Origin of the sequence: Neoroseomonas marina (genome assembly GCF_012927745.1) — a bacterium.
Classification (GTDB): domain Bacteria; phylum Pseudomonadota; class Alphaproteobacteria; order Acetobacterales; family Acetobacteraceae; genus Neoroseomonas; species Neoroseomonas marina.
Genome location: NZ_JABBKX010000002.1, coordinates 636,557 through 658,161, shown reverse-complemented (window position 1 = coordinate 658,161; position 21,605 = coordinate 636,557). Strand labels below are relative to the sequence as shown.

Here is a 21,605-nt window from a genome sequence, read left to right as displayed (position 1 = left end):
GCTCCCGTCGCGGCTCCGCCGCGCCGCAGGTTGCGCCCGAGTTGAACGGGTAGGTTCCCGATGAGCAAGCAACACCACCGCGGCCAGGCCGAAGGCCCCTCCCAGCGGCAGCTCCGCGTCGCCGAGGAAGTACGCCACGCGCTGTCCGCGGTCTTCACGCGCGAGGAATTCCGCGACCCCGACCTGCACGGCGTGCACGTCACGGTCACCGAGGTCCGCGCCTCCCCCGACCTCAAGCATATGACGGCCTTCGTCTCGGCACTGGGCAAGGACCTGACGAAGGAACAGCTCGCCGCGCTCAAGCGCGTCTCGCCGTTCCTGCGGCGGGAAGTGGCGCATGCCGTGCGGCTGAAATTCGCCCCGGACCTGCATTTCCAGCCCGACACCGCGCTGAACTACGCCATGCACATCAACGAGGTGATGCATCGTCCCGAGGTGCAGCGCGACCTCGCGCCGAAGAAGGACGGCGAGGAGTGAGCGCGACCCTGCCCGAAGGCGCGCCGCAGATCCGCGTCATCGCCATGCCGGCCGACGCCAATCCCGCCGGGGACATCTTCGGCGGCTGGCTGATGGCGCATATGGATCAGGCCGGCGCCTCGGTCGCGCTGCGCCGCGCGCGTGGCCGCGTCGCGACCGTCGCGGTCGAGGCGATGACCTTCCACCTGCCGGTGCGCGTGGGCGACGAGGTCAGCCTCTACGGCACGCTGCTCTCGGTCGGCCGCAGCTCGATCCGCGTGCATGTCGAGGCCTGGCGCCGCGACCGCACCGCCGAGGACGACGCCCGCGTGACCGAGGCGACCTTCACCTTCGTCGCCCTGGACGAGACCGGCCGTCCGCGCCCCGTGCCGCAATGATCAGGAGGCGCAGCTGAACACCTGGATCACGGCCATGACCCAGCCCAGGGCAGCGGGGGCGGCAAACCCCAGCAGCGCGACGGGCGCGGCGAGGATCGTGCCCCACAGCGCGCCCATCCAGCTTTCCGCGATCAGCCCGCCGGCCATGGCGCCCAGCCCCAGCACCGTCGCGGCGATCAGGATGCGGCCCCAGAGCGGGTATTCCGGATCCTCCTCCTCCACCTGCAGCCTCCTTCGCTGACCGGGCGATCCTCTCGCCGCCGGCACCGACCAGACTACGGAACGCTTCATGGCCCAGCAGCGCCAACGCCACCGCAAGCCGAAAGGCCGGCCGATCGACGGCTGGCTGATCATCGACAAGCCGACGGGCATCGGGTCGACCGACGTCGTCGCCATCTGCAAGCGCGCCTTCCAGGCGCAGAAATGCGGGCATGGCGGCACGCTCGACCCGCTGGCGACCGGGGTGCTGCCCATCGCCTTCGGCGCCGCGACCAAGACCGTGCCCTATGTCATGGACGGCACGAAGCAGTACCGCTTCACGCTCAAGATGGGTGAGGCACGCGATTCCGACGACGCCGACGGCAACGTCATCGCCACCAGCGACGCACGCCCGACCGACGAGCAGATCCGCGCTGCCCTTCCGGCCTTCATCGGCGACATCATGCAGGTGCCGCCGATCTTCTCGGCCATCAAGGTGGCCGGCGAGCGCGCCTATGACCTCGCCCGCGCGGGGGAACAGGTGGAACTCGCCGCCCGCCCGGCCCGCGTCGACCGCTTCGAGCTGATCGAGCGCCCGGACGCCGATACCGCCATCTTCTTCGTCGAGAGCGGCAAGGGCGTCTACATGCGCTCGCTCGCCCGGGATATCGCCAAGGCCTGTGGCACGGTGGGGCATATCGCAGCCCTGCGCCGGATGCGGGTCGGCCCCTTCCTCGAGAAGGATGCGGTTCCGCTGGACAGGATCGCGGTTTCCGGCGATACCCCGCCCCCTTCCCCGGATCTTCTGCTTCCGGTGACGACCGCGCTGGCCGACATCCCGGCGCTGGCCCTCACCGAGGCCGAGACCGCCCGCCTGTCCTTCGGCCAGCCCATCCCGCTGGTCGAGCTGATGGGCCGGGTTCCGCGCGAGGCCAACCCCGATGGGGGCCTGGCCAGGGCGATGGCGGGGGGGCGCCTGATGGGTCTCGCCCGCTTCGAGGACGGCTTGCTGAAGCCGGAGCGGTGGCTGGGCCAGGGCGGTTCCTGAACCTCTACCCACAAGGAATAGGACGATGTCGATCACTGCGGAGCGCCGCCAGGCGCTCATCAAGGACTATGCGACCGGCCCGAACGACACGGGCAGCCCCGAGGTCCAGGTCGCGATCCTCTCCGAACGCATCTCCAACCTGACCGAGCACCTCAAGACCCACGCGAAGGACTTCCATTCGCGCCGTGGCCTGCTCGTGCTGGTCGGCCAGCGCCGTGGCCTGCTGGACTACCTGAAGCGCAAGAGCCAGAAGCGTTACGAGACGCTGATCGGGCGCCTCAACCTGCGCCGCTGACGGCAACCGGGGCGGCGCGCGTCGCCCCGCCAGCCCTCGCACGGATCGCCGCCCCGCCAGGATGCTGGCGCCGGGCGGCGTTGCCGTTTCTGGGCTGTCACAACTCGATGTTCAGCCGCCGCAGCAGCGGGCCCCAGCGCTCCGCCTCCCGGTTCAGGAAGGCCTGGAAATCGGCCGGGCTGCCGCTCGTGGCGACGATCCCCTCGTTCAGCAGCCGTTCGCGCACCGTCGCGTCCGCACTTGCCGCGGCACCGGCCGCGTTCAGCCGCGCGATCGCCGCGGGCGGCGTGTGCGCCGGGGCCAGCAGCCCGAACCAGGTCACCGCCACCAGGCCCGGCCAGCGTTCGTTGAAGGTCGGCTGGTTCGGCAGGTTCGGCAGCCGTGTCTCCCCGGTCCAGCCGATGATCTTCGCACGGCCCGAGCGTTCCACCTGCAGCCCCGTCGCCCCGCCCACCAGGATGGAATCGATGGTGCCGGCCAGCAGGTCGTTCATCTGGTTGGCGTCGCCGCGGTAGCCGACATCCTGCCAGTCGAGCTGCAGCCTCTCCTGGATCAGCGCGCCGGCGATGTGGTTGAACGACCCCCGCCCGTTGTGTCCCCAGGTCACCTTGCCGGGATTGGCGCGCACATGGGCGACGAAGCCTTCGAGCGTGTCGGGGATGCCGGGCTTCACCGCGATGCAGAAGGGTAGCGTCGCGACATGCACGACCGGCGCGAAGTCGGATGGCCGGTAGGGCAGGTTGCGCCCGATCAGCGGGTTGATGGTCAGCGTGGTGCCGGACGACATCAGCAGCGTGTGCCCGTCCGGCGCGGCGCGGGCGACCGCTTCGGCGCCGATCACCGTCTGCGCGCCGGGCTTGTTGTCGATCACCACGTTCTGACCGAGCAGCGGCGCCATGCGTTCGGCGACCAGCCGCGCCGTGACGTCGGTCGATCCGCCCGGCGGGAAGGGCACGACGATGGTCACGGGGCGCGTCGGGTTCCAGGCTTGCTGGGCGCGGGCGATGCCGGCGGCGGCGAGGCCGAGCGCGGGCAGCGCCCGGCGGCCGGTCACGAATGGCATGGTGTCCTCCCTGATTCTTGCCGGGAAGCCTGCCATCGGCGCTGCCGCGGCGCCACGGAATCAGCGCCGCGACAGCGCCACCAGGTAGCGGCAGGGCTCGTCCGCCGAGGGGTTGCGGAAGGCATGGCCCTTCGGTGCCTCCAGGTCGAAAGCGAGGCAGTCGCCGGGTTCGAGCAGCGCTTCCTCGGTCCCTTCCTCCACCGCCAGCCGGCCCGCGAGCACGCGCACCACCTGCCCCCGCAGGAAGGCGAAGGAGGTGCCGGGATAGGCGACGCGCGCGCCGGGCGGCAGTTCCACCTCGACCAGTTCCGGCTCGGCGCCGGGGGGCGAGACGGCGCGGCGGAGGTAGCCCGTCGCCGGGTCGGTCCATAGCGCCTGGTCCGCGGTGCGGGCGATGCGCTGCGGACCCGCATCGGCCTCGGCACGGGCGAGCAGGGTCGAGATCGTCATCCGCAGCGCGCCGGACAGACGCCCCAGCAGGGCCGCGGTCGGGCTTGCCTCGGCCCGCTCGATCTTGCTGATCATGGCGCGCGAGACGCCCGAGGCGGCGGCGAGGTCCGCGATCGACCAGCCGCGGGCCTCCCGCTCCCGGCGCAGGCGCCGGGCGATCAGCAGGTCGAGCGGCGCGGTCGCGTGGTCATCCATCATAATGGACATGCATCCAAGATAGTGGATACTGCCGCCCATGACCATGCCCGCCCCGCCCGGCCACAATGGTGGCCCGCCCCTCGAGGACGAGGACGACGACCCCGCCGGCTGGCGGCTCTGGTGCTGGCGCCGCGCACGCAGGAAGGCCTGGAAGGCCCCGCCGGAAATTGCGCTGCGCCGCCTTGAACGCGCCGAGGAACTCGGCATGACCTACCGCGAATACACGCTCGAGATCCTCGAACGGGGACGCCACCTGTGACGGTGACGATCACCGAGGGCGGGCTCGACGATCCGCGCGTGCAGGCGCTGCTCGGCATCCACCTCGCCAAGGCCCGGGCGGCGACGGCGGAGGGCTTCGCCTTCGCGCTCGACCTGTCGGGCCTGCGGGTGCCGGGGATCCGCTTCTTCACCGCCTGGGACGGCGACGAGGTGCTGGCGACCGGCGCGCTGAAGCGCATGGCGCCCGACCATGGCGAGGTGAAGTCGATGCACACGGCCGAGGCGGCGCGCCGGCGCGGCGTGGGGCGCGCGATGCTGCGGCACCTGGTCGAGGAGGCGCGCAGGGCGGGCATGACGCGGGTCAGCCTCGAGACCGGGACCAGCGCCTATTTCCAGCCCGCGGTCGCGATGTACCTGGCCGAAGGCTTCACGCCCTGCGGCCCCTTCGGCGACTACGCGGCAAGCGCCGAGAACCGTTTCCTGACGCTCGCCCTCGCCTGAGATCAAGGCGTCGCGGGGAGGCGGAGCAGGGTGTCCACCCGGTCCGCCACGGCGGCGCCGGGCTGCTGGGCCAGCGCCGGGATCGCGGCGAGCTCGTGGCGCGCGATCATGCCGACGCGGGAACCGGGCGGAGCGATCCCGCGCCCGCGCGGACGCATCCGCCGCGTTGAGCGTCCCGCGCGCGCTGGCGTGCGGGGGCGGGCATGCCGCGCCCCGTTCAGCGCCCCTTTTCCTTCCGCCAGGCCTCGAACAGCGGCCGGTTGGCGGGGTCGGTCATGGGGTACAGGCCCCGGATCGTGTGCCCGGCGGCGACGCGCTCCTGGACGAAATCCTCGAAGACCGTCTGCTCGAAGGCCTCGTCGGCGACATCGTCGGCGATATGGGCGGGGATGCAGACCACCCCCTCTCCGTCGCCCACCATGATGTCACCGGGATGCACGCCGACGCCGGCGCAGGCCACGGGCACGTTGAGGTCCACGCAATGGTGGTGGATCAGGTTGGTCGGCGCCGAGGGCTGCGCGTGATAGGCCGGCCAGCCCATCTGCGCGATCTCGGGGCTGTCGCGGAAGCCGCCGTCGGTGACCGCGCCCGCCACACCGCGCGCCTTCAGCCGGGTGATGAGGATGCCGCCCGCGCTCGCCGCGCGCGCGTCGCCGCGGCTGTCGATGACGAAGACGGCGCCGGGCGGGCATTCCTCCACGCCCTTGCGCTGCGGATGCTCGGGATCCTTGAAGACCTCGAGGTGATCGAGGTCCTCGCGCGCCGGGATCGTGCGCAGCGTATAGGCCGGGCCGACCATGGTGGGCGCATCCGGGTCGAGCGGCTGCAGCGAAAGGAAGACGTTGCGGAAGCCCCGCTTGAACAGCACCGTCGTGAGCGTGGCGGTCGAAACCTGGGCGAGCTTCGCCCGCGATGAATCCTTCATGGCGTCCCTACTCCGCAGCCTTGGAGATGTTCCAGTAGACCGGCACGGGCGCATCGAGAATCCCCCGCAGCCGCGCCGAATAGCCGCGCACCAGCGCGAACTGGCCGAGCGGCACATAGGGCACCGTCTCGGTGGCGCGGCGGTGATAGGCCTCCGCCGCTTCCATCCGCTGGGCATCGTTGCGCGCGGCGATGAAGGCGTCGCGCAGGCGTTCCATCTCCGCATCGCAGGGCCAGCCGGGCAGCGCGGTGCGTTCGCAGGCCGACCGCATGGCGTTGTGGCCCGACGGGTCCATGCCATCGAGGCCGGTGGGCGCCGAGACGAACAGCCCCCAGCCGCCCTGGTTCGCCGGGTTGCGGGACAGGCGCCGCTGGATCAGCGTCGCCCAGTCCATGGCCTGCACGTCCACGGTCATGCCCACCCGCCGCAGCAGGTCCGCCGAGACCAGCGCGAAGGTGTGGCTGATCGTGGAATCCTGCGCGTCGAGGATGACGACCGGCGTGCCGTCATACCCGCTCTCGGCCACCGCGCGCCGCGCCGCATCCAGGTTCGGGGTGACCCAGCCGGTCTCGGTCCGGTAGGGCGAGGTGCAGGTGTAGAAGGACCGGCAGTCGCGCCACAGCGCCGGGTCGGTCATGTAGGCCGGCATGGCGTGCGCGGGGTCGACGAGCAGCCGCATCGCCTGGCGCAGGCGCGGATTGTCGAAGGGGGGCACCGCCTGGTTCATGCGGAAGATCGCCTGCACGCCGACGCTGTCCTGCGGCCCGATCCGCAGCGCGCGGTTCCGCTGGACGACCGGAAACAGGTCGGGCGGCAGTTCCTCGAAAATGTCGAGCTCGCCGGTGACGAGCGCGTTCAGCGCGGTCTGCGCATCCGGCAGGTAGACCCACTCGACGCGCTCGATGCCGGCACGCTTGCCGCCGGCCAGGCCGTCCGGTGCCTCGTTGCGGGGCACATAGGCGGCGTTGCGGCGATAGGTGACGCGGTCGCCGACGCGCCAATCCTCCCGCCGCAGGGTGAAGGGGCCGGACCCGGTGGGATCCGAAATCGGCGTCGCCGGCGGCGTCGCCGCGACGCGCGCGGGCATGATGAAGGGCGGCTGGCCCGAGGGCTTCGACAACGCCTGCAGCATCATCCCGAAAGGTTCGCGCAGCGCGATGCGGAAGGTCCTGGCATCGACCGGCTCCATCGCGGTGGCGAGCCCGACGAGTTGCTGCCCAAGCCCGTCGCGCACCGCCCAGCGGCGCAGCGAGGCGATCACGTCCTCGGTCGTCACGGGCGCGCCGTCGTGGAAGTTCAGGCCCTCGCGCAGCGTGAAGGTCCAGGTGCGGCCGTCCTCGCTGGTGGTGAAGCGTTCCACCATCTGCGGGCGCACCTGCAACCGGGAATCCAGCGCGAAGAGCGTGTCGTAGACCATGTAGCCGTGGTTGCGGGCCATGTATTCGGGGCTGATGAAGGGGTCGATCGACCGCAGATCCCCGAAGGTCTTGATGCGCAGCGCGTTCGGATCGCCGCGCCCCTGGGCCATCGCCGCAGGCGCGGCCAGGAGCAGTGCGGCGCCAAGCGCCGCAGCGATTCGCTTCATGGATGATTCCTTCCCCGGCGCCGTTCATCGCGACGGCGACCTTCGGATACGATGGGCCACCGCCCGGCAGCCCCACAAGCCGGAATCGTCCGTCACACGAAACGAGAACGCCATGCCCGACAACGGCGCCCAGAAGCGCTCCCGCTCCTACCTCCTCGCCGTCGAGGACCCGGACTTCCTGCTGCGCGACGAGATGCGGCCCTTCCGCTTCGGCATGGAATACGCGAAGGCCGAATATGCGCTGCGCGACTGGGGCGTGCGCTCGACGGTCGTCGTCTTCGGGTCCGCACGCGTGCCGAGCCCCGAGCAGGCCGAGGCGATGACCGCCGCGGCGAAGACCGCCGCCGAGAAGCGCGCGGCGAAGCAGGCCGTGGAACGCACCCGGATGTACGAGGACGCGCGCGCCTTCGCGCGCATCGTCTCGCTGCGCGGGGGCGCTCTCGCCGTCACCGGCGCGCCGCGCGACAACGTCATCGCGACCGGCGGCGGGCCTGGCGTGATGGAAGCCGCGAACCGCGGCGCGGCGGAATCCGGCGCGCCGTCGATCGGCTTCAACATCACCCTGCCGCACGAGCAGAACCCCAACGCCTGGTCCACGCCCGCGCTGACCTTCCGCTTCCACTACTTCGCGATGCGCAAGATGCACCTGGCGATGCGCGCCAACGCGCTGGCGGTCTTCCCCGGCGGCTTCGGCACCTTCGACGAGCTGTTCGAGCTGCTGACCCTGGTGCAGACCAGCAAGGCGACGCCGCGGCCGATCGTCCTGTTCGGCCGGCGCTACTGGGAGAACGCGGTGAACTTCCCCTTCCTCGTCGAGGAAGGGATGATCGACGCGAAGGACCTCTCGCTGTTCGAGATCGTCGACACGCCGGAGGAAGCCTGGGCCAGCCTGGTGCGGCGCGGGCTGCAGGCCGCACCGCCCCCGGTCATCCCGGCCGCACCGCTCGCGCCGCGGGCGCGGCGGCGGAAGCCGGAGGAGGAGCGGATGAAGAAGCCGGGGCCGTGACGGGGCGGAGGGGCGTCGCCCCTCCGGACCACCCCACCACGGGATCCCACGGAGGTTGCGTTGCAACCTCCGTGGGCGCCCATCGGCCGAAAGGCCTTTGGGAACCGTGACCTCAGCCGAGCGCGGGCAGGCACGCCGCCGACAGCAACCCGAACGCCTTCGCACGGTGGCTGATGCGGTGCTTCTCCGCGGGGTCCATCTCGCCGAAGGTGTCCTCGCGGCGGTCGGGGACGAACATCGGATCGTAGCCGAACCCATGCGTGCCGCGCGGCGGCCAGACCCAATGGCCCGGGGCGCGGCCCTCGAAGGCCTCCACATGCCCGTCGGGCCAGGCGAGGACCAGGGCGCAGGAGAACCAGGCCGTGCGGTCCTCGAAATCCTGCGCGGCTTCCATCACCTTGCGCATGGCGTCGGCGTAGTCGCGCGACCCGTCCGGCTGCATCGCCCAGTCGGCGGTGCGCACGCCCGGCGCGCCGGCCAGCGCGGCGACCGAGAAGCCGGAATCGTCGGCGAGCGCCGGCAGCTTCGTCGCGCGCGCCGCGGCGGTCGCCTTGATGGTGGCGTTGCCGATGAAGGAGTCGTCGGTCTCGTCGGGTTCGGGCAGGCCGAGTTCGCCCGCGCTCACCGTCTCGATGCCGAAGGGCGCGAGCAGCGCCGCCACTTCCCGCAGCTTCCCCTTGTTGTGGGTCGCGATGACGATGCGTTCCCCGCGCGCCAGTTTGCGGTGCCCTTGCGTCATGCGGCTCGTCCCATGTCCCGAAGAAGGTTGAGGGGGGTTTCGGGGGAGACGTTCCCTTCTCCCCCCGACATCACAACCCCACCGCGTCCCGCTGCTTCTGGAACAGCGCGGCCGTCCCGGTCTTCGCGAGCCCCAGCAGCGCGTTGAGGTCGGCTTCCGTGAACGGCGCGCCCTCGGCGGTGCCCTGCACCTCGACGATCCCGCCCGCCCCGGTCAGCACGAAGTTCGCGTCCGCGTCGGCCTTGCTGTCCTCCGCGTAGTCGAGGTCGAGCACCGGCGTGCCCTGCCAAACCCCACAGGACACCGCCGCGACCTGGTCCTTCAGGGGATTGCAGGTGAGGATGTTCATCCGCCGGCAATGCTCGAACGCCAGATGCAGGGCGACCCAGGCGCCGGTGATCGAGGCGCAGCGCGTACCGCCATCCGCCGTCAGCACGTCGCAGTCGATCAGCACGGACATCTCGCCCATCGCCTTCATGTCGGTGACGGCGCGCAGCGACCGGCCGATCAGGCGCTGGATTTCCTGGGTGCGGCCCGACTGCTTGCCGCGCGCGGCCTCACGGTCGCCGCGGGTGTGGGTGGCGCGCGGCAGCATGCCGTACTCGGCCGTGACCCAGCCCTGGCCCTGGCCGCGCAGGAAGGGCGGCACCTTGCCTTCGACCGAGGCGGTGCAGAGCACCTCGGTCTGGCCCATGCGGATGAGGCAGGAGCCCTCGGCATGGCGGGCGAAGCCCGGTTCGAGGCTGACGGTGCGGAGGGCGTCGGCGGCGCGGCCGGAGGGGCGCATGGGCAGGGTCCTGGAAGCCTGGGAGGGCCGGTGTCTACACCGGCGGGGCCCGCCATGCACCCCGCCGTTGACCCGGGCCGGGGGCGTCCATACCTTCATCCCAGGCAATGAAGATGGGTCCCACCGCAAAGTCCGAGGGGCTGCTGCCTGGCCTCAGTCTCTCGGGTCTCGACAACCGCAGCGCGGTGATCCTGCGCGAGCTGGTGGAAACCTATGTCGAGACGGGCGAACCGGTCGGGTCGCGCACCCTGTCGCGGCGGCTGCCGCTGGGGCTCTCGCCGGCGACCATCCGCAACGCCATGGCCGACCTCGAGGATGCCGGGCTGCTCTACGCCCCGCACACCTCGGCCGGGCGGCTGCCGACGGAACGCGGGCTGCGGCTGTTCGTCGACGGCCTGCTGGAATTCGGCGCGCTGGGGGAGGAGGAGCGGGACGCGATCTCCGCCCGCTGCGCCGCCTCCGGCCGTTCGTTGCAGGAAACGCTCGGCGAGGCGGGGCAGATGCTCTCGGGCCTCGCGGGGGCGGCGGGCCTCGTGGTGGCCCCCACCGCCGAAGGCGCACTGCGGCATATCGAGTTCGTCGCGCTCGGCCCCGGCCGGGCGCTGGTGGTGCTGGTCCATGACGACGGCCAGGTCGAGAACCGCGTCATCGAGGTCCCCGCCGGCCTGCCGCCATCGGCGCTGCAACAGGCGTCGAACTACCTCAATGCGCGGCTCGCGGGCCGCACGATCGAGGATGCGCGCGGCATCATCGCCGGGGAGATCGCGGCGAACCGCACGGCACTCGATGCCCTGACACAGCAAGTGATCGAGGCAGGGCTCGCCACCTGGTCGGGCGCCCAGGGCGGGTCGCTGATCGTGCGCGGCCAGGCCCGGCTGCTCGAGACCATCGACCAGGCCGCGCGGGTCGGTGAGATCAAGCGCCTGTTCGAACGGCTTGAGCAGCAGGAGACGATGCTGCGGCTGCTCGACCTCGCGCAGCGCGGCGAGGGCGTGCAGATCTTCATCGGCGCCGAGAGCGGGCTGTTCGACAGCGCCGGCCTGTCGATGGTGGTCGCCCCCTTCCGCAACGCGCAGGAACGCATCGTCGGCGCGATCGGGGTGATCGGCCCGACTCGCATCAACTACGGCAAGGTGATCCCGGTGGTGGACTACACCGCGCGGGTGATCGGGCGGCTGCTGGGCTAGGCCTTGTCGGCCGCCACGATCCGGCCGCCGGCCCCGCCGCCGCCCTGGGCTTCCGCCGTCTCCAGGGCCTTTTCCAGCGCCTTGCGCAGCCCGGACAGCTTGCGCTCGTTCTCCACCTTCAGGCCGAAGACGTCCTTCACGTAGAAGACGTCGACCGCGCGCACGCCATAGGTGGTGATGTGCGCCGAGGCGATCTGCAGCCCCTGGTCGCTGATCGCCGCGGTGACGTCGTGCAGCAGGCCCGGCCGGTCGCGCCCGTTCACCTCGATGACGGTGTGGGTGTTGGAGGCGTGGTTGTCGATCACGACGCGCGGCGGGACGGTCACGGCGCGCAGCCGCGCGGGTTCGCGCTTCAGCTTGCGGATCTCATCGCGCAGGCGCAGCCGGCCCGACAGGGCCTGCTCGATCAGCACGGACAGCCGCGCGAGGCGGTGCGGCGCCTCGAAGGCCCCGCCCTGCGCGTCCTGCACCCAGAAGGTGTCGAGCGCCATGCCGTCGGTCATGGTGTGGATGCGCGCATCGACGATCGACGCGCCGGCGACCGCGAGCGCGCCCGCGATCTTGCTGAACAGCCCCGGATGGTCGGTGCAGTAGACCGTCACCTCGGTCACCGCCCGGCTGTCGAGGACGCGCGTGCGGACGGTGAGCGGCGCCTTCTCCTCCTTCGCCTCCTGGATCATGGCCGCGTGGCGGGCATGGGTCTCGGGGTCGAAGGACAGCCAGTAGCCGGGGTATCCGAGCTCGAGGAAGGCATCGACCTCGGCCTTGGGCCGGTCGGCGAGCAGCAGTGCCGCGGCTTCCTTGGCGCGGGCGACGCGCACGTCGCGCTCGGGCACCGAGAGCCCACCGGCGAGCACTTCGGCCACGCGCCAGTAGAGCTCGCGCAGCAGCGTCGCCTTCCAGTTGTTCCACACCTTCGGCCCGACGGCGCGCATGTCGGCAACCGTCAGCACCAGCAGCAGGCGGAGCCGTTCGGGCGACTGCACCACCTCGGCGATGTCGAGGATGGTCTTGGGGTCCTCGATGTCGCGCTTGAAGGCGGTCTGGCTGATCAGCAGGTGATGCAGCACGAGCCAGGAGACGGTCTCGGTCTCCTCCGGCGTCAGGCCGAGCAGCGGGCAGATCTGCTGGGCGAGCTGCGCGCCGATCTCGGAATGGTCGCCGCCGCGTCCCTTGGCGATGTCGTGCAGCAGCACCGCGACATAGAGCGCGCGGCGGGATTGCAGCTGCCCGATCAGTTCCGAGGCGACCGGGGCGACCTCGCCGAGCTCGTTGCGCTCGAGCGCCGCGAGCACGCCCACCGCCTCGATCGTGTGCTCGTCGACCGTGTAGACGTGGTAGGTGTCGAACTGCATCAGCCCGACGATGCGCTGCCAGTCCGGCAGCAGGCGGGAGATCAGCCCCGCCTCGTTCAGCAATCTGAGCCAGGTGGCCGGATCGCGGCCCGAGAGCAGGTCGAGGAACTCGGCGCTCGCCTCTTTCTCCCCGCGCAGCCTTGCGACGTGGCGCGCATGGCGGACGATGGCGCGGAAGGCGAGCGGATGGATGTCGAGCCCGCGGTCCCGCGCCATGCGGAAGATCCGCAACATCAGCACCGGGTCGATGGTGAAGTCGTGGCCCGGGGCCGCGATGATCTTGCCGTCGGCAAGCGCGAAGCCTGCTTCCGTCAGCGCCTTGTCCGAGGCCGGCACCACCGCGGGCGGACCGAGCGAGGCGCGCTCGATCGCCGGTTCCAGGATGCGGGTGAAGCGCGCGACTTCCCGGACGTTGAGGAAGAAGTGCTTCATGAAGCGCTCGACCCCGTCCTGCAGGCCGTGGCGCGTGTAGCCCATGCGGGCGCCGACGACGGGCTGCAGGTCGAAGGTCAGGCGTTCCTCGGCGCGGCCGGTCACCAGGTGCAGGTGGAAGCGGACGGTCCAGAAGAAGTCCCAGGCGCGCTTGATGGCGCGCGCTTCCTCGGGCAGCAGCAGGCCGCCGCCCGGCGTGTGCGCGCCGACCAGCTCGGGCATGCGCTGCACGTTGAAGGCGTAGCGCGCCAGCCAGTAGAGCGTCTGCAGGTCGCGCAGCCCGCCGCGGCCTTCCTTCACATGCGGTTCGACGAGGAAGGGGCTCTCGCCGTAGCGCAGGTGGCGCTGGTGGCGTTCCGCGCGCTTGGCGGCGAGGAAGGGCTTGAGCCCCCATTCGGCGCGCGCCTTGCGGAAGGCCTCGGCGAAGCGTTCGAAGATGCCGGCCTCGCCCGCGATGTGCCGCGCATCGAGCAGCGCGGTCAGCACCGTCGCGTCGCCCCTGGCGTCCACCAGGCAATCGTGGCGCGACCGCGTCGCGTGCCCGACCTTCAGCCCGAGGTCCCACAGCAGGTAGAGCATGAACTCGACCGACTGCTTGCCGCGCGGGCTCATCGCCGCATCGGTCAGGAACAGCAGGTCGATGTCCGAAAAGGGGGCGAGCACGCCGCGCCCGTAGCCGCCGGTCGCGACCAGCGCCCAGGGCTTGTCGCCCGGGGCGGGCGGGATGGTGGCCTCGGTGTAGGCGTGGATGCCGACCATCACCGTGTCGGTCATGGCGGCGAGCCAGCGCGCGGCGGCGAGGCCCGAGATGTCGTGCGCCTCGAAGGCCTGCTGGACGCGGTTCTGGATGCGGCCGAGATGGCGGCGCAGCAGCGTCACGGCTTCGTCGCGCGGCACCGGCCGGCCGTCGGGCATCAGGTCGGCGATCAGCGAGGCGAAGACGACAGGGGGTTCCCCCGCCACGGGACCCGGCCGGGGGGCCGGACCCTCGGCGGATCCAGCGTTCGGGCCGGCGTCGTCCAGGGATGTCATCGATCCGTAGACTATCTATTCCGCGCCGGGAGGGACAGGCCCCAGCAACGATTTCAGCCGGTAGATCGCATCCAGGGCCTCTCGCGGGCTGAGCGAGTCCGCGTCGATCTCCGCCAGCGCGGCAAGCGCCGGGTTGGCGGCGGGCGCCTCGGCCGGCGGCGGGGCCGCGGGCCGCGCGAACAGGGGCAATTCGTCCGACAGCGGATCGAGTCCGCGCGCCCGGGCTTCCAGCGCCTTCAGCACCTCCTGCGCGCGGGTGAGCACGGGCCTTGGCACGCCGGCCAGGCGGGCGACGTGCACGCCCCAGGATTTCTCGGCCGCCCCGGGGCCGACCCGATGTTCGAAGACCACCTCGCCGCGCCATTCGCGCACCTGCATGTGAGCGGGGGCGAGGTCCGGGAGCTTGCCGGCCAGGGCGGTCAACTCGTGGAAATGGGTGGCGAAGATGGTGCGGCAGCGGATCCGGTCGTGCAGCGCCTCCAGCACCGACCACGCGATCGCGAGCCCGTCCCAGGTCGCGGTGCCGCGCCCGACCTCGTCCAGCACGACGAGGGAGCGCGACGTCGCCTGGTTCAGGATCGCGGCGGTCTCGGCCATCTCGACCATGAAGGTGGACCGGCCGCCGGCGATGTCGTCCGCCGCACCGACGCGGGAGAACAGCCGGTCGGTCAGCCCCAGCCGGGCGCGTTCGGCGGGCACGAACAGCCCGGCCTGGGCAAGGATCACCAGCAGCGCGTTCTGCCGCAGGAAGGTCGACTTGCCGGCCATGTTCGGGCCGGTGAGCAGGCAGAGCCGCCGCCCGGCCGAGAGGTCGCAGTCGTTCGGCACGAAGGCCGGTCCCCGCGCCCGGGCGAGCGCCGCCTCCACCACCGGATGACGCCCCGCCACCACGGCGAAATCCGCCCGGTCGGTCACATCCGGGCGGCACCAGGTGCCGTCCGCGGCCAGTTCGGCCGCCGCGGCATGGACGTCGAGCTCCGCCATCGCCGCCGCCGCCGCCGCGATCGCCGGCGCAGCCGCAAGGCACAGCCGGCGCAGATGCTGCGCGACCATGCGCTCCCGCTTCGCCGCCTGCTCGCCGGCCTCGGCCACACGGCGATCCAGTTCGGCGAGCGCGGTGCAGGTGAAGCGCATGGCATTGGCCATGGTCTGGCGGTGCACCGGCGCGTGGGGGCCGTCCTTCGCACCCTCGCGCAGCAGCTTCTCCCCGGCCGCGGCCGGCACCTCGGCCAGGAAACCGAACTGCTGGTGATGGCGGATCTTGAGGCTCGCGACGCCCCAGGCCTGGGCCAGGTCCATCTGCAGCGCGGCGATGGCCTCGCGCGCGCCGTCGCGCAGGCGGCGCAACGCATCGAGTTCGCCGTCATACCCTGCGGCCACCAGGCCGCCGTCCTCGAGCCGCGCCGGCAGCGGATCGGCCAGGGCGCGGGCCAGTTCGGCGCGCGGACCGTCCGCAGGCACCAGCGCGGCGCGCGCGGCGGCGACCAACGGCGGAACCGGCGGCGCGGCCACGACGGCATCGAGCGCGGCCGCCATCCCCTCCGCCCGCGCCAGGCCGTCCCGGATGGCGCCGAGATCGCGCGGGGCGAAGCGGTCCAGCGACAACCGCGCCAGCGCGCGCGCCATGTCCGGCGCGCCTTTCAGCGTGTCCCGCAACGTGCTGCGCACGCCTTGCACCGCCAGCAGGAAGTCCACCGCGTCGTGCCGCGCCGCGATCGGCGCCGCCTCCGCGAGCGGCGCAGCCAGCCGCGCGGCGAGTTCGCGCGCGCCTGCCGCCGTCACGGTGCGGTTGACGGCGCCGAGCAGGGAATGGCGCGGGTCGCCGCGCTCGCTGCGCAGGATCTCGAGGCTGCGGCGCGTCGCGCCGTCCATCTGCAGCGCCCCGCGCCCGCCCGATGGCACCGGTGGCGCGAGCCGGGGCAGCGCGCCCGCCTGGGTCAGCCGCACGTAGTCCACCGCCATGGCGGCGGCGGCGACTTCCTCCGGCGTGAAGGCGCCGAAGCCTTCCAGCGTCGAGACGCCATAGGCCTCCGCGAGCCGCCGTGTCCCGTCGCGCGGGGGCGAGACGTGGGCGGTGCGCTCGGCGAGCATCAGCAGCGCCGGGCTGCGGGCGAGGTCCTCGGGCGCGAGGATCTCCGCGGGTTCGAGCCGCGCCAGCAGCGCCGGCAGGTCCGCCGCGGCCAGGCCCTCGGTGCCGAAGGCCCCGGTGGTGACGTCGAGCCAGGCGGCCCCCAGGCGATCCTCCGCCGGCGCGAGGGCCAGCAGCCAGGCGGGGCGCGAGGCCTCGAGCAGCGAGTCCTCGGTGACCGTGCCGGGCGTGACGATCCGCACCACCTCGCGCCGGATGGTCGGCGCCTTGCGGCGCTTCTGCTCCTCGGGCGTCTCGGTCTGGTCGCAGATGGCGACGCGGAAGCCCTGGCGGATCAGCTTGGCGAGGTAGGATTCCACCGCATGGGCCGGCACGCCGCACAGCGCGACCTTCTCCCCGCGGTGCTCGCCCCGGTAGGACAGCGCGATGTCGAGCGCGCCGGCCGCGATCTCGGCATCGCCGAACAGCATCTCGAAGAAGTCGCCCATGCGGAAGAAGATCAGCGCGTCGGGATGCGCGGCCTTGGCGACGAACCACTGTGCGAGCGCGGGGGTCGCGCCTTCGGCGGGTGGAATCGGCTTGCTCTCGAGGGGCGACGGGGCTGACATGCCCTGGCTCTAGACCGGAAAGCGGCGATGAGGGAGGGCGAGATGCAGCTCGAAGGGCTCGACCACGCGAACCTGCGGTGCCGTCCGCAGGACCTGCCGGCCGCTCTGGCCTTCTATCGCGACCTGCTGGGCCTGCAGGAAGGGCCGCGGCCGAACTTCGATTTCCCGGGGCATTGGCTCTACGCCGGCGGGCGACCGATCCTGCACCTCGCCTCCCGCGACACGGTCGGCCCGCCCGAAGGCCCGGCCGACGGCGCCTCCTTCGAGCACATCGCCTTCCGCGCGAAGGACCTGCCCGGGGTGCGGGCGACGCTGGCGGAGCGCAAGATCGCCTATGCCGAGGCGCCCCTGCCCGGCTTCCCGTTGCATCAGCTCTTCCTCACCGACCCGTTCGGCCTGCGGGTGGAGCTGACCTTCGACATGACGGACCCGTCCAACGCCGCCTGACGCGCGGGTTCCCCTTCCTCCCCCCGCGGCCTAGCCTGCCCCGAGAGGGGCGCGCCACGACGCCCGAGGAGGAAGCCCATGATCCGTCGCCGTACCCTGTTCGCTGCCGGCGCCGCGGGGATGCTCGCCGCGCCCGCGCTCGGCCAGAACAGCCGCGCCAGCACGCTGCGCTTCATTCCGCAGGCCAATCTCAGCGTCCTCGACCCGATCTTCACCACGGCGACCGTCACCGGCAATCACGGCTACTACGTCTACGACACGCTCTACGGCGTGGATGAACACCTGGCGCCCAAGCCCCAGATGATCGAGGCGCACGAGACCTCCTCCGACGGGCTCACCTGGAAGTTCCGCCTGCGCCCCGGGTTGCGCTTCCATGACGACACGCCGGTCCGCTCGGCGGACTGCATCGCCTCGATCAAGCGCTGGTGCGCGCGGGAGCCCTTCGGGCAGCTCCTCGCCCGCGTGACCGAGGAATGGAGCGCCGCCGACGATCGCACCTTCCAGGTGAGGCTGAAGCGCAGCTTCCCGCTGATGCTCGACGCGCTCGCCAAGCCCGATTCCTCGACGCTCTTCATCATGCCCGAGCGCCTGGCCAACACCGATCCGGGCCGCGCAGTGACCGAGATGATCGGCTCCGGCCCCTTCCGCTTCCTCGCCGGCGAGTACAATTCCGGCAGCAAGGTGGTCTACGAGAAGTTCGCCGGCTACGTGCCGCGGCAGGAGGCGCCGTCCTGGACCTCGGGTGCCAAGGTCGCGAACTTCCAGCGCATCGAGTGGCACATCCTGCCCGATGCCGCGACCGCCGCCGCCGCGCTGCAGAACGGCGAGATGGACTGGTGGGAGCGCCCGCACCCCGACCTCGGCCCGCTGCTCGCCCGGTCGCGCGACGTGCGGCGGGAGGTGAAGGACCCCCTCGGGCGCCTCGCGGTGATGCGCATGAACTGCCTGCATCCGCCCTTCGACGATCCGCGCGTCAGGAAGGCGGTGCGTCTGTCGGTCGCGCAGGAGGAATACATGCGCGCCTCCCGCGGCGATGCGCGGGAGGATTGGGATCTCTGCCGCAGCCTCTGGCCGCGGGGCACGCCCTATTACCGGGACGAGGGCGCGGCGATGATGCCGGGCGACCTCGACCGTGCGCGCGCCGCGCTGCGGGAGGCCGGGTATGCCGACCAGAAGGCGGTCATCATCAACCCGACCGACTTCCCCGACATCGGCCCGCTCGGCCAGGTCTCCGCCGACCGGCTGAAGCGCATCGGCATGAACATCGAACTCGCCGAGACCGACTGGGGCACCGTGGTGCAGCGGCGGAACAACCGCGAGACGATCGACAAGGGCGGCTGGTCGATGCTGCACACGACCGGCGGCGCCACGGCCTGGGCCAATCCCGCGCTGTCCTTCCTGGTCCGCGGACAGGGGCTGCGCGGCTGGTTCGGCTGGTGGCGCAACGACCGTGCCGAGGAACTCGCTGAGGCATGGTTGTTCGCCACCGATGCGGACCGGCAGAAGGCGCTGGCGACGGAACTCGGGCATCTCGCGCTCGAGGACGTGTCCTTCGTCCCGCTCGGGCAGTTCCGCATCCGCACGGCCTTCCGCCGCGACATCACGGGGATCCTGGAGGGCTCCTCCCCCTATCCCTGGAACGTCCGCCGGGCCTGACGGCGCGGCGGCCGGGTCCCGCGCCGCCATCACCAGGATCGATGGCGGCCGGGCATCCACTTAGCCGCGCAAAGCCCTACCGCGCCTGCGAAGCCAGGGGGTCGCCGCGCCATTCGAGGGACGGCACAATGCGTGCTTTCCATCGCCGATCACCTGGAACGAACCGCACCATGGACGACGTCAAGCATCCGCCCGCCGAAGACACGCGCACCACCCGCGTCACGGCCGAGGAGGCGCTCGCCCTGCATGCCGAAGGCCGGCCCGGCAAGCTCGAGATCCGGCTGACCAAGCCGCTGATCACCGCGCGCGACCTGTCGCTGGCCTATTCGCCGGGGGTCGCCGAGCCCTGCCTGCACATCCACCGCGACCCCAAGCTCGCCTACGACTACACGGCGAAGGGCAATTTCGTCGCCGTCATCTCCAACGGCACGGCGGTGCTCGGCCTCGGGAATCTCGGCGCGCTGGCGTCGAAGCCGGTGATGGAAGGCAAGGCGGCGCTGTTCAAGCGCTTCGCCGATGTGGATTCGTTCGATCTCTGCGTCGACACCGAGGACGTGGACGCCTTCGTCAACTCGGTGCGCTACCTCGGGCCCTCCTTCGGGGGCATCAACCTCGAGGACATCAAGGCGCCGGAATGCTTCGTCATCGAGCAGCGCCTGCGCGAGCTGATGGACATCCCGGTCTTCCACGACGACCAGCACGGGACCGCCATCGTCGCCGCCGCCGGCCTGATCAACGCCATCCACCTGACCGGGCGCGACATCGCCGCCACGCGCCTTGTCATCAACGGCGCCGGCGCGGCCTCGATCGCCTGCGCCGAGCTGGTGAAGGCGATGGGCATGCGGCCCGAGAACGTCATGCTCTGCGACACCAAGGGCGTGATCTATCGCGGCCGCACCGAGGGCATGAACCAGTGGAAGTCCGCCCATGCGGTGACCACCACGGCGCGCACCCTGGCCCAGGCGCTGGACGGCGCCGACGTCTTCTTCGGCCTGTCGGTGAAGGGCGCGCTGACGCCCGACATGGTCCGCGCGATGGCGCCGAAGCCGATCATCTTCGCCATGGCGAACCCGGACCCCGAGATCACGCCGGACGAGGCGCGCGCCGCGCGTCCGGACTGCATCATCGCGACGGGCCGGTCGGACTACCCGAACCAGGTCAACAACGTCCTCGGCTTCCCGTTCATCTTCCGCGGCGCGCTCGACGTGCGCGCCTCGACCATCAACGATACGATGAAGATCGCGGCGGCCGAGGCACTCGCGATGCTGGCGCGCGAGGACGTGCCGGAGGAAGTGGCCGGCGCCGGCGCGGGCAAGGCGCTCCGCTTCGGCCCCGAATACATCATCCCCAACGCCTTCGACCCCCGCCTGATCTCCCGCGTCTCGCCCGCCGTCGCCAAGGCGGCGATGGACAGCGGCGTGGCGCGCCGGCCGATCATCGACCTGCAACGCTACGCGCGGGACCTTGCGAACCGGCTCGACGCCACGGTCGGCGCGCTCGAGGCCATTGCGGAATCCGTGCGCAACAACCCCCGCCGCGTCGTCTTCGCCGAAGGCGAGGAGGAGAAGGTGATCCGCGCCGCCATCGCCTTCCGCAACGCCGGTTACGGCACGCCGGTGCTGGTCGGGCGCGAGGACCGCATCAACGCCATCACCGCCGCGCTCGGCATCCCGCTGCCGGCGGGGATCGAGATCCACAATGCGCGGCTGTCGGATTCCAACCGCCGCTATGCCGAATACCTGTACGGCAAGCGCCAGCGGGACGGCTTCCTGCTGCGCGACTGCCAGCGGCTGGTGAACCAGGACCGCAACGTCTTCGCCGCCTGCATGGTCGCGAACGGCGACGCGGATGCGATCGTGACGGGGTCCACGCGGTCCTTCTCGGTGGCGATGGAGGGCATCTCCATGGCGATCGACCCGGTGCCGGGGCGCGTCGTCTTCGGGCTGTCGATCATCGTCTCCCGCCGCGCCGGCACGGTGCTGGTGGCCGACACGGCGGTGCACGAGCGCCCGGATGCGGAGACGCTCGCGGGCATCGCGCGCGGATCGGCCGCGGCGGCGCGGCGCCTTGGGCTCGAACCGCGCGTCGCCTTCCTCTCCTTCTCGACCTTCGGCGATCCGCGCGGGACCATCCCGGGATCCATCCGCGACGCGGTGAAGCTGCTGACGGAAAAGGGCGCGGATTTCGAGTTCGACGGGGAGATGGCGGCGGACGTCGCGCTCGATCCGGGGCTGCGGGCGTCGCTCTATCCCTTCTCGCGCCTCACCGGGCCGGCGAACATCCTGATCATGCCGGGGCTGCACGCCGCGCACATCCTGACGCGGTCGGTGCCGCGACTGACGAGCGCGACGGTGATCGGCCCGCTGCTGACGGGCCTGACGCATTCCGCGCAGATCGTGCCGATGCAGGCGGGGGTGAACCAGATCCTCGACGTCGCCTGCCTCGCCGCCCACGCATCGACCATCAAGTGAGCGGCGCCGGCGAGGTCCTGACGATCGGCTACGAGCGCGGCACGCCCGCCACGCTCATGGCCGCGCTGAAGGCGAACGGCGTTCAGCGCCTGGTCGATGTCCGGGCGCTCGCCAACAGCCGCAAGCCGGGCTTCGCCAAGGGCGCCCTGTCCGCCGCGCTGGAGGAAGCCGGGATCGGCTACCTCCATCTGCGCGCTCTGGGCACCCCGGCGGAGGGGCGGCAGGCGGTGCGGTCCGGCCACCCCGAGGTGATGCGGCGCATCTTCGCCGCGCATCTCGCGGGGACCGAGGCGCAGGCCGCGCTGGCCAACCTGTCGGATCTGGCGCGACGGGAGAGGGTCTGCCTGCTCTGCCTCGAGGACGACCCGCGCCACTGCCACCGCACGCTGGTGGCCGAGGCGGTCGGGCTGCCGACGACGCATCTGCACCCCGGCTAGAGGGATCCCGGCCTGGGGCGGAT

Annotated in this window: 21 protein-coding genes; 12 read left to right on the top strand and 9 right to left on the bottom strand. The window is 71.7% G+C overall.

Going from position 1 to position 21,605, the window contains the following annotated elements; all coding sequences use genetic code 11:
* Positions 1-60: 60 nt before the first annotated feature.
* Together rbfA and GWK16_RS08445 are read left to right on the top strand one after the other, a co-directional pair.
* A complete protein-coding gene (rbfA, locus tag GWK16_RS08450; protein ID WP_170053488.1) occupies positions 61-477 on the top strand; it encodes a 30S ribosome-binding factor RbfA in 417 nt (138 codons plus the stop codon).
* A gap of 44 nt (positions 478-521) precedes the next feature.
* Positions 522-854 (top strand): acyl-CoA thioesterase, encoded by a 333-nt coding sequence (locus tag GWK16_RS08445; protein ID WP_170053802.1) that lies wholly within the window; start codon positions 522-524, stop codon positions 852-854.
* On the opposite strand, the gene GWK16_RS08440 is transcribed toward GWK16_RS08445, so the two are convergent.
* Complete coding sequence (locus GWK16_RS08440) at positions 855-1,076, bottom strand: hypothetical protein (protein WP_168041990.1); 222 nt, start codon at positions 1,074-1,076, stop codon at positions 855-857.
* A 67-nt stretch (positions 1,077-1,143) separates the two neighbouring features.
* Between GWK16_RS08440 and truB the strand changes: the two genes are divergently transcribed.
* Both truB and rpsO read left to right on the top strand, forming a co-directional pair.
* Positions 1,144-2,100: a tRNA pseudouridine(55) synthase TruB gene (gene truB, locus GWK16_RS08435; RefSeq protein ID WP_170053487.1), complete on the top strand. Its 957-nt coding sequence runs from the start codon at positions 1,144-1,146 to the stop codon at positions 2,098-2,100.
* A gap of 25 nt (positions 2,101-2,125) precedes the next feature.
* Positions 2,126-2,395: a 30S ribosomal protein S15 gene (gene rpsO, locus GWK16_RS08430; protein WP_168041992.1), complete on the top strand. Its 270-nt coding sequence runs from the start codon at positions 2,126-2,128 to the stop codon at positions 2,393-2,395.
* A 97-nt stretch (positions 2,396-2,492) separates the two neighbouring features.
* On the opposite strand, the gene GWK16_RS08425 is transcribed toward rpsO, so the two are convergent.
* Positions 2,493-3,458, bottom strand: a complete 966-nt coding sequence (locus GWK16_RS08425; RefSeq protein ID WP_170053486.1) for a Bug family tripartite tricarboxylate transporter substrate binding protein — start codon at positions 3,456-3,458, stop codon at positions 2,493-2,495.
* A gap of 60 nt (positions 3,459-3,518) precedes the next feature.
* Positions 3,519-4,106 carry a helix-turn-helix domain-containing protein gene (locus GWK16_RS08420; protein WP_248291217.1) on the bottom strand — a complete coding sequence of 196 codons (588 nt, stop codon included), beginning with the start codon at positions 4,104-4,106 and terminating at the stop codon, positions 3,519-3,521.
* A 37-nt stretch (positions 4,107-4,143) separates the two neighbouring features.
* Between GWK16_RS08420 and GWK16_RS08415 the strand changes: the two genes are divergently transcribed.
* Both GWK16_RS08415 and GWK16_RS25195 read left to right on the top strand, forming a co-directional pair.
* Entirely contained in the window at positions 4,144-4,365 is a 222-nt protein-coding gene (locus GWK16_RS08415; protein ID WP_170053484.1) for a hypothetical protein, read from the top strand.
* Complete coding sequence (locus tag GWK16_RS25195; RefSeq protein WP_211187196.1) at positions 4,362-4,826, top strand: GNAT family N-acetyltransferase; 465 nt, start codon at positions 4,362-4,364, stop codon at positions 4,824-4,826. The genes GWK16_RS08415 and GWK16_RS25195 overlap by 4 nt, the downstream gene beginning before the upstream one ends.
* Before the next feature lie 217 nt (positions 4,827-5,043).
* Here GWK16_RS25195 and GWK16_RS08405 read toward each other — a convergent pair whose 3' ends face one another.
* Together GWK16_RS08405 and GWK16_RS08400 are read right to left on the bottom strand one after the other, a co-directional pair.
* Positions 5,044-5,751: a ribonuclease activity regulator RraA gene (locus tag GWK16_RS08405; protein WP_170053483.1), complete on the bottom strand. Its 708-nt coding sequence runs from the start codon at positions 5,749-5,751 to the stop codon at positions 5,044-5,046.
* A gap of 7 nt (positions 5,752-5,758) precedes the next feature.
* Entirely contained in the window at positions 5,759-7,336 is a 1,578-nt protein-coding gene (locus GWK16_RS08400; RefSeq protein WP_170053482.1) for an ABC transporter substrate-binding protein, read from the bottom strand.
* Between the two features lie 112 nt (positions 7,337-7,448).
* Between GWK16_RS08400 and GWK16_RS08395 the strand changes: the two genes are divergently transcribed.
* A complete protein-coding gene (locus GWK16_RS08395; protein ID WP_170053481.1) occupies positions 7,449-8,342 on the top strand; it encodes an LOG family protein in 894 nt (297 codons plus the stop codon).
* Between the two features lie 112 nt (positions 8,343-8,454).
* Here the strand turns inward: GWK16_RS08395 and rdgB are convergent, their stop codons facing one another.
* Positions 8,455-9,081, bottom strand: coding sequence for an RdgB/HAM1 family non-canonical purine NTP pyrophosphatase (gene rdgB / locus GWK16_RS08390; RefSeq protein WP_170053480.1), 627 nt, complete (start codon positions 9,079-9,081; stop codon positions 8,455-8,457).
* 70 nt (positions 9,082-9,151) lie between these two features.
* The gene (gene rph, locus GWK16_RS08385) at positions 9,152-9,868 is read right to left on the bottom strand and encodes a ribonuclease PH (protein WP_170053479.1); all 717 of its coding nucleotides are present in this window, start codon (positions 9,866-9,868) and stop codon (positions 9,152-9,154) included.
* A gap of 113 nt (positions 9,869-9,981) precedes the next feature.
* Between rph and hrcA the strand changes: the two genes are divergently transcribed.
* A complete protein-coding gene (gene hrcA, locus GWK16_RS08380; RefSeq protein ID WP_248291216.1) occupies positions 9,982-11,055 on the top strand; it encodes a heat-inducible transcriptional repressor HrcA in 1,074 nt (357 codons plus the stop codon).
* On the opposite strand, the gene GWK16_RS08375 is transcribed toward hrcA, so the two are convergent.
* Both GWK16_RS08375 and mutS read right to left on the bottom strand, forming a co-directional pair.
* Positions 11,052-13,874: a [protein-PII] uridylyltransferase gene (locus tag GWK16_RS08375; RefSeq protein WP_170053477.1), complete on the bottom strand. Its 2,823-nt coding sequence runs from the start codon at positions 13,872-13,874 to the stop codon at positions 11,052-11,054. The genes hrcA and GWK16_RS08375 overlap by 4 nt on opposite strands.
* 15 nt (positions 13,875-13,889) lie before the next feature.
* Entirely contained in the window at positions 13,890-16,571 is a 2,682-nt protein-coding gene (gene mutS, locus GWK16_RS08370; protein WP_170053476.1) for a DNA mismatch repair protein MutS, read from the bottom strand.
* A 27-nt stretch (positions 16,572-16,598) separates the two neighbouring features.
* Between mutS and GWK16_RS08365 the strand changes: the two genes are divergently transcribed.
* From GWK16_RS08365 to GWK16_RS08350, 4 genes are all read left to right on the top strand, one after another.
* Positions 16,599-17,018: a VOC family protein gene (locus tag GWK16_RS08365; RefSeq protein ID WP_170053475.1), complete on the top strand. Its 420-nt coding sequence runs from the start codon at positions 16,599-16,601 to the stop codon at positions 17,016-17,018.
* A 78-nt stretch (positions 17,019-17,096) separates the two neighbouring features.
* Positions 17,097-18,674, top strand: a complete 1,578-nt coding sequence (locus GWK16_RS08360; RefSeq protein WP_170053474.1) for an ABC transporter substrate-binding protein — start codon at positions 17,097-17,099, stop codon at positions 18,672-18,674.
* Positions 18,675-18,844: 170 nt separating this feature from the next.
* A complete protein-coding gene (locus GWK16_RS08355; protein WP_170053473.1) occupies positions 18,845-21,145 on the top strand; it encodes an NADP-dependent malic enzyme in 2,301 nt (766 codons plus the stop codon).
* Complete coding sequence (locus GWK16_RS08350) at positions 21,142-21,582, top strand: DUF488 domain-containing protein (protein ID WP_211187195.1); 441 nt, start codon at positions 21,142-21,144, stop codon at positions 21,580-21,582. The genes GWK16_RS08355 and GWK16_RS08350 overlap by 4 nt, the downstream gene beginning before the upstream one ends.
* Positions 21,583-21,605 lie beyond the last annotated feature (23 nt).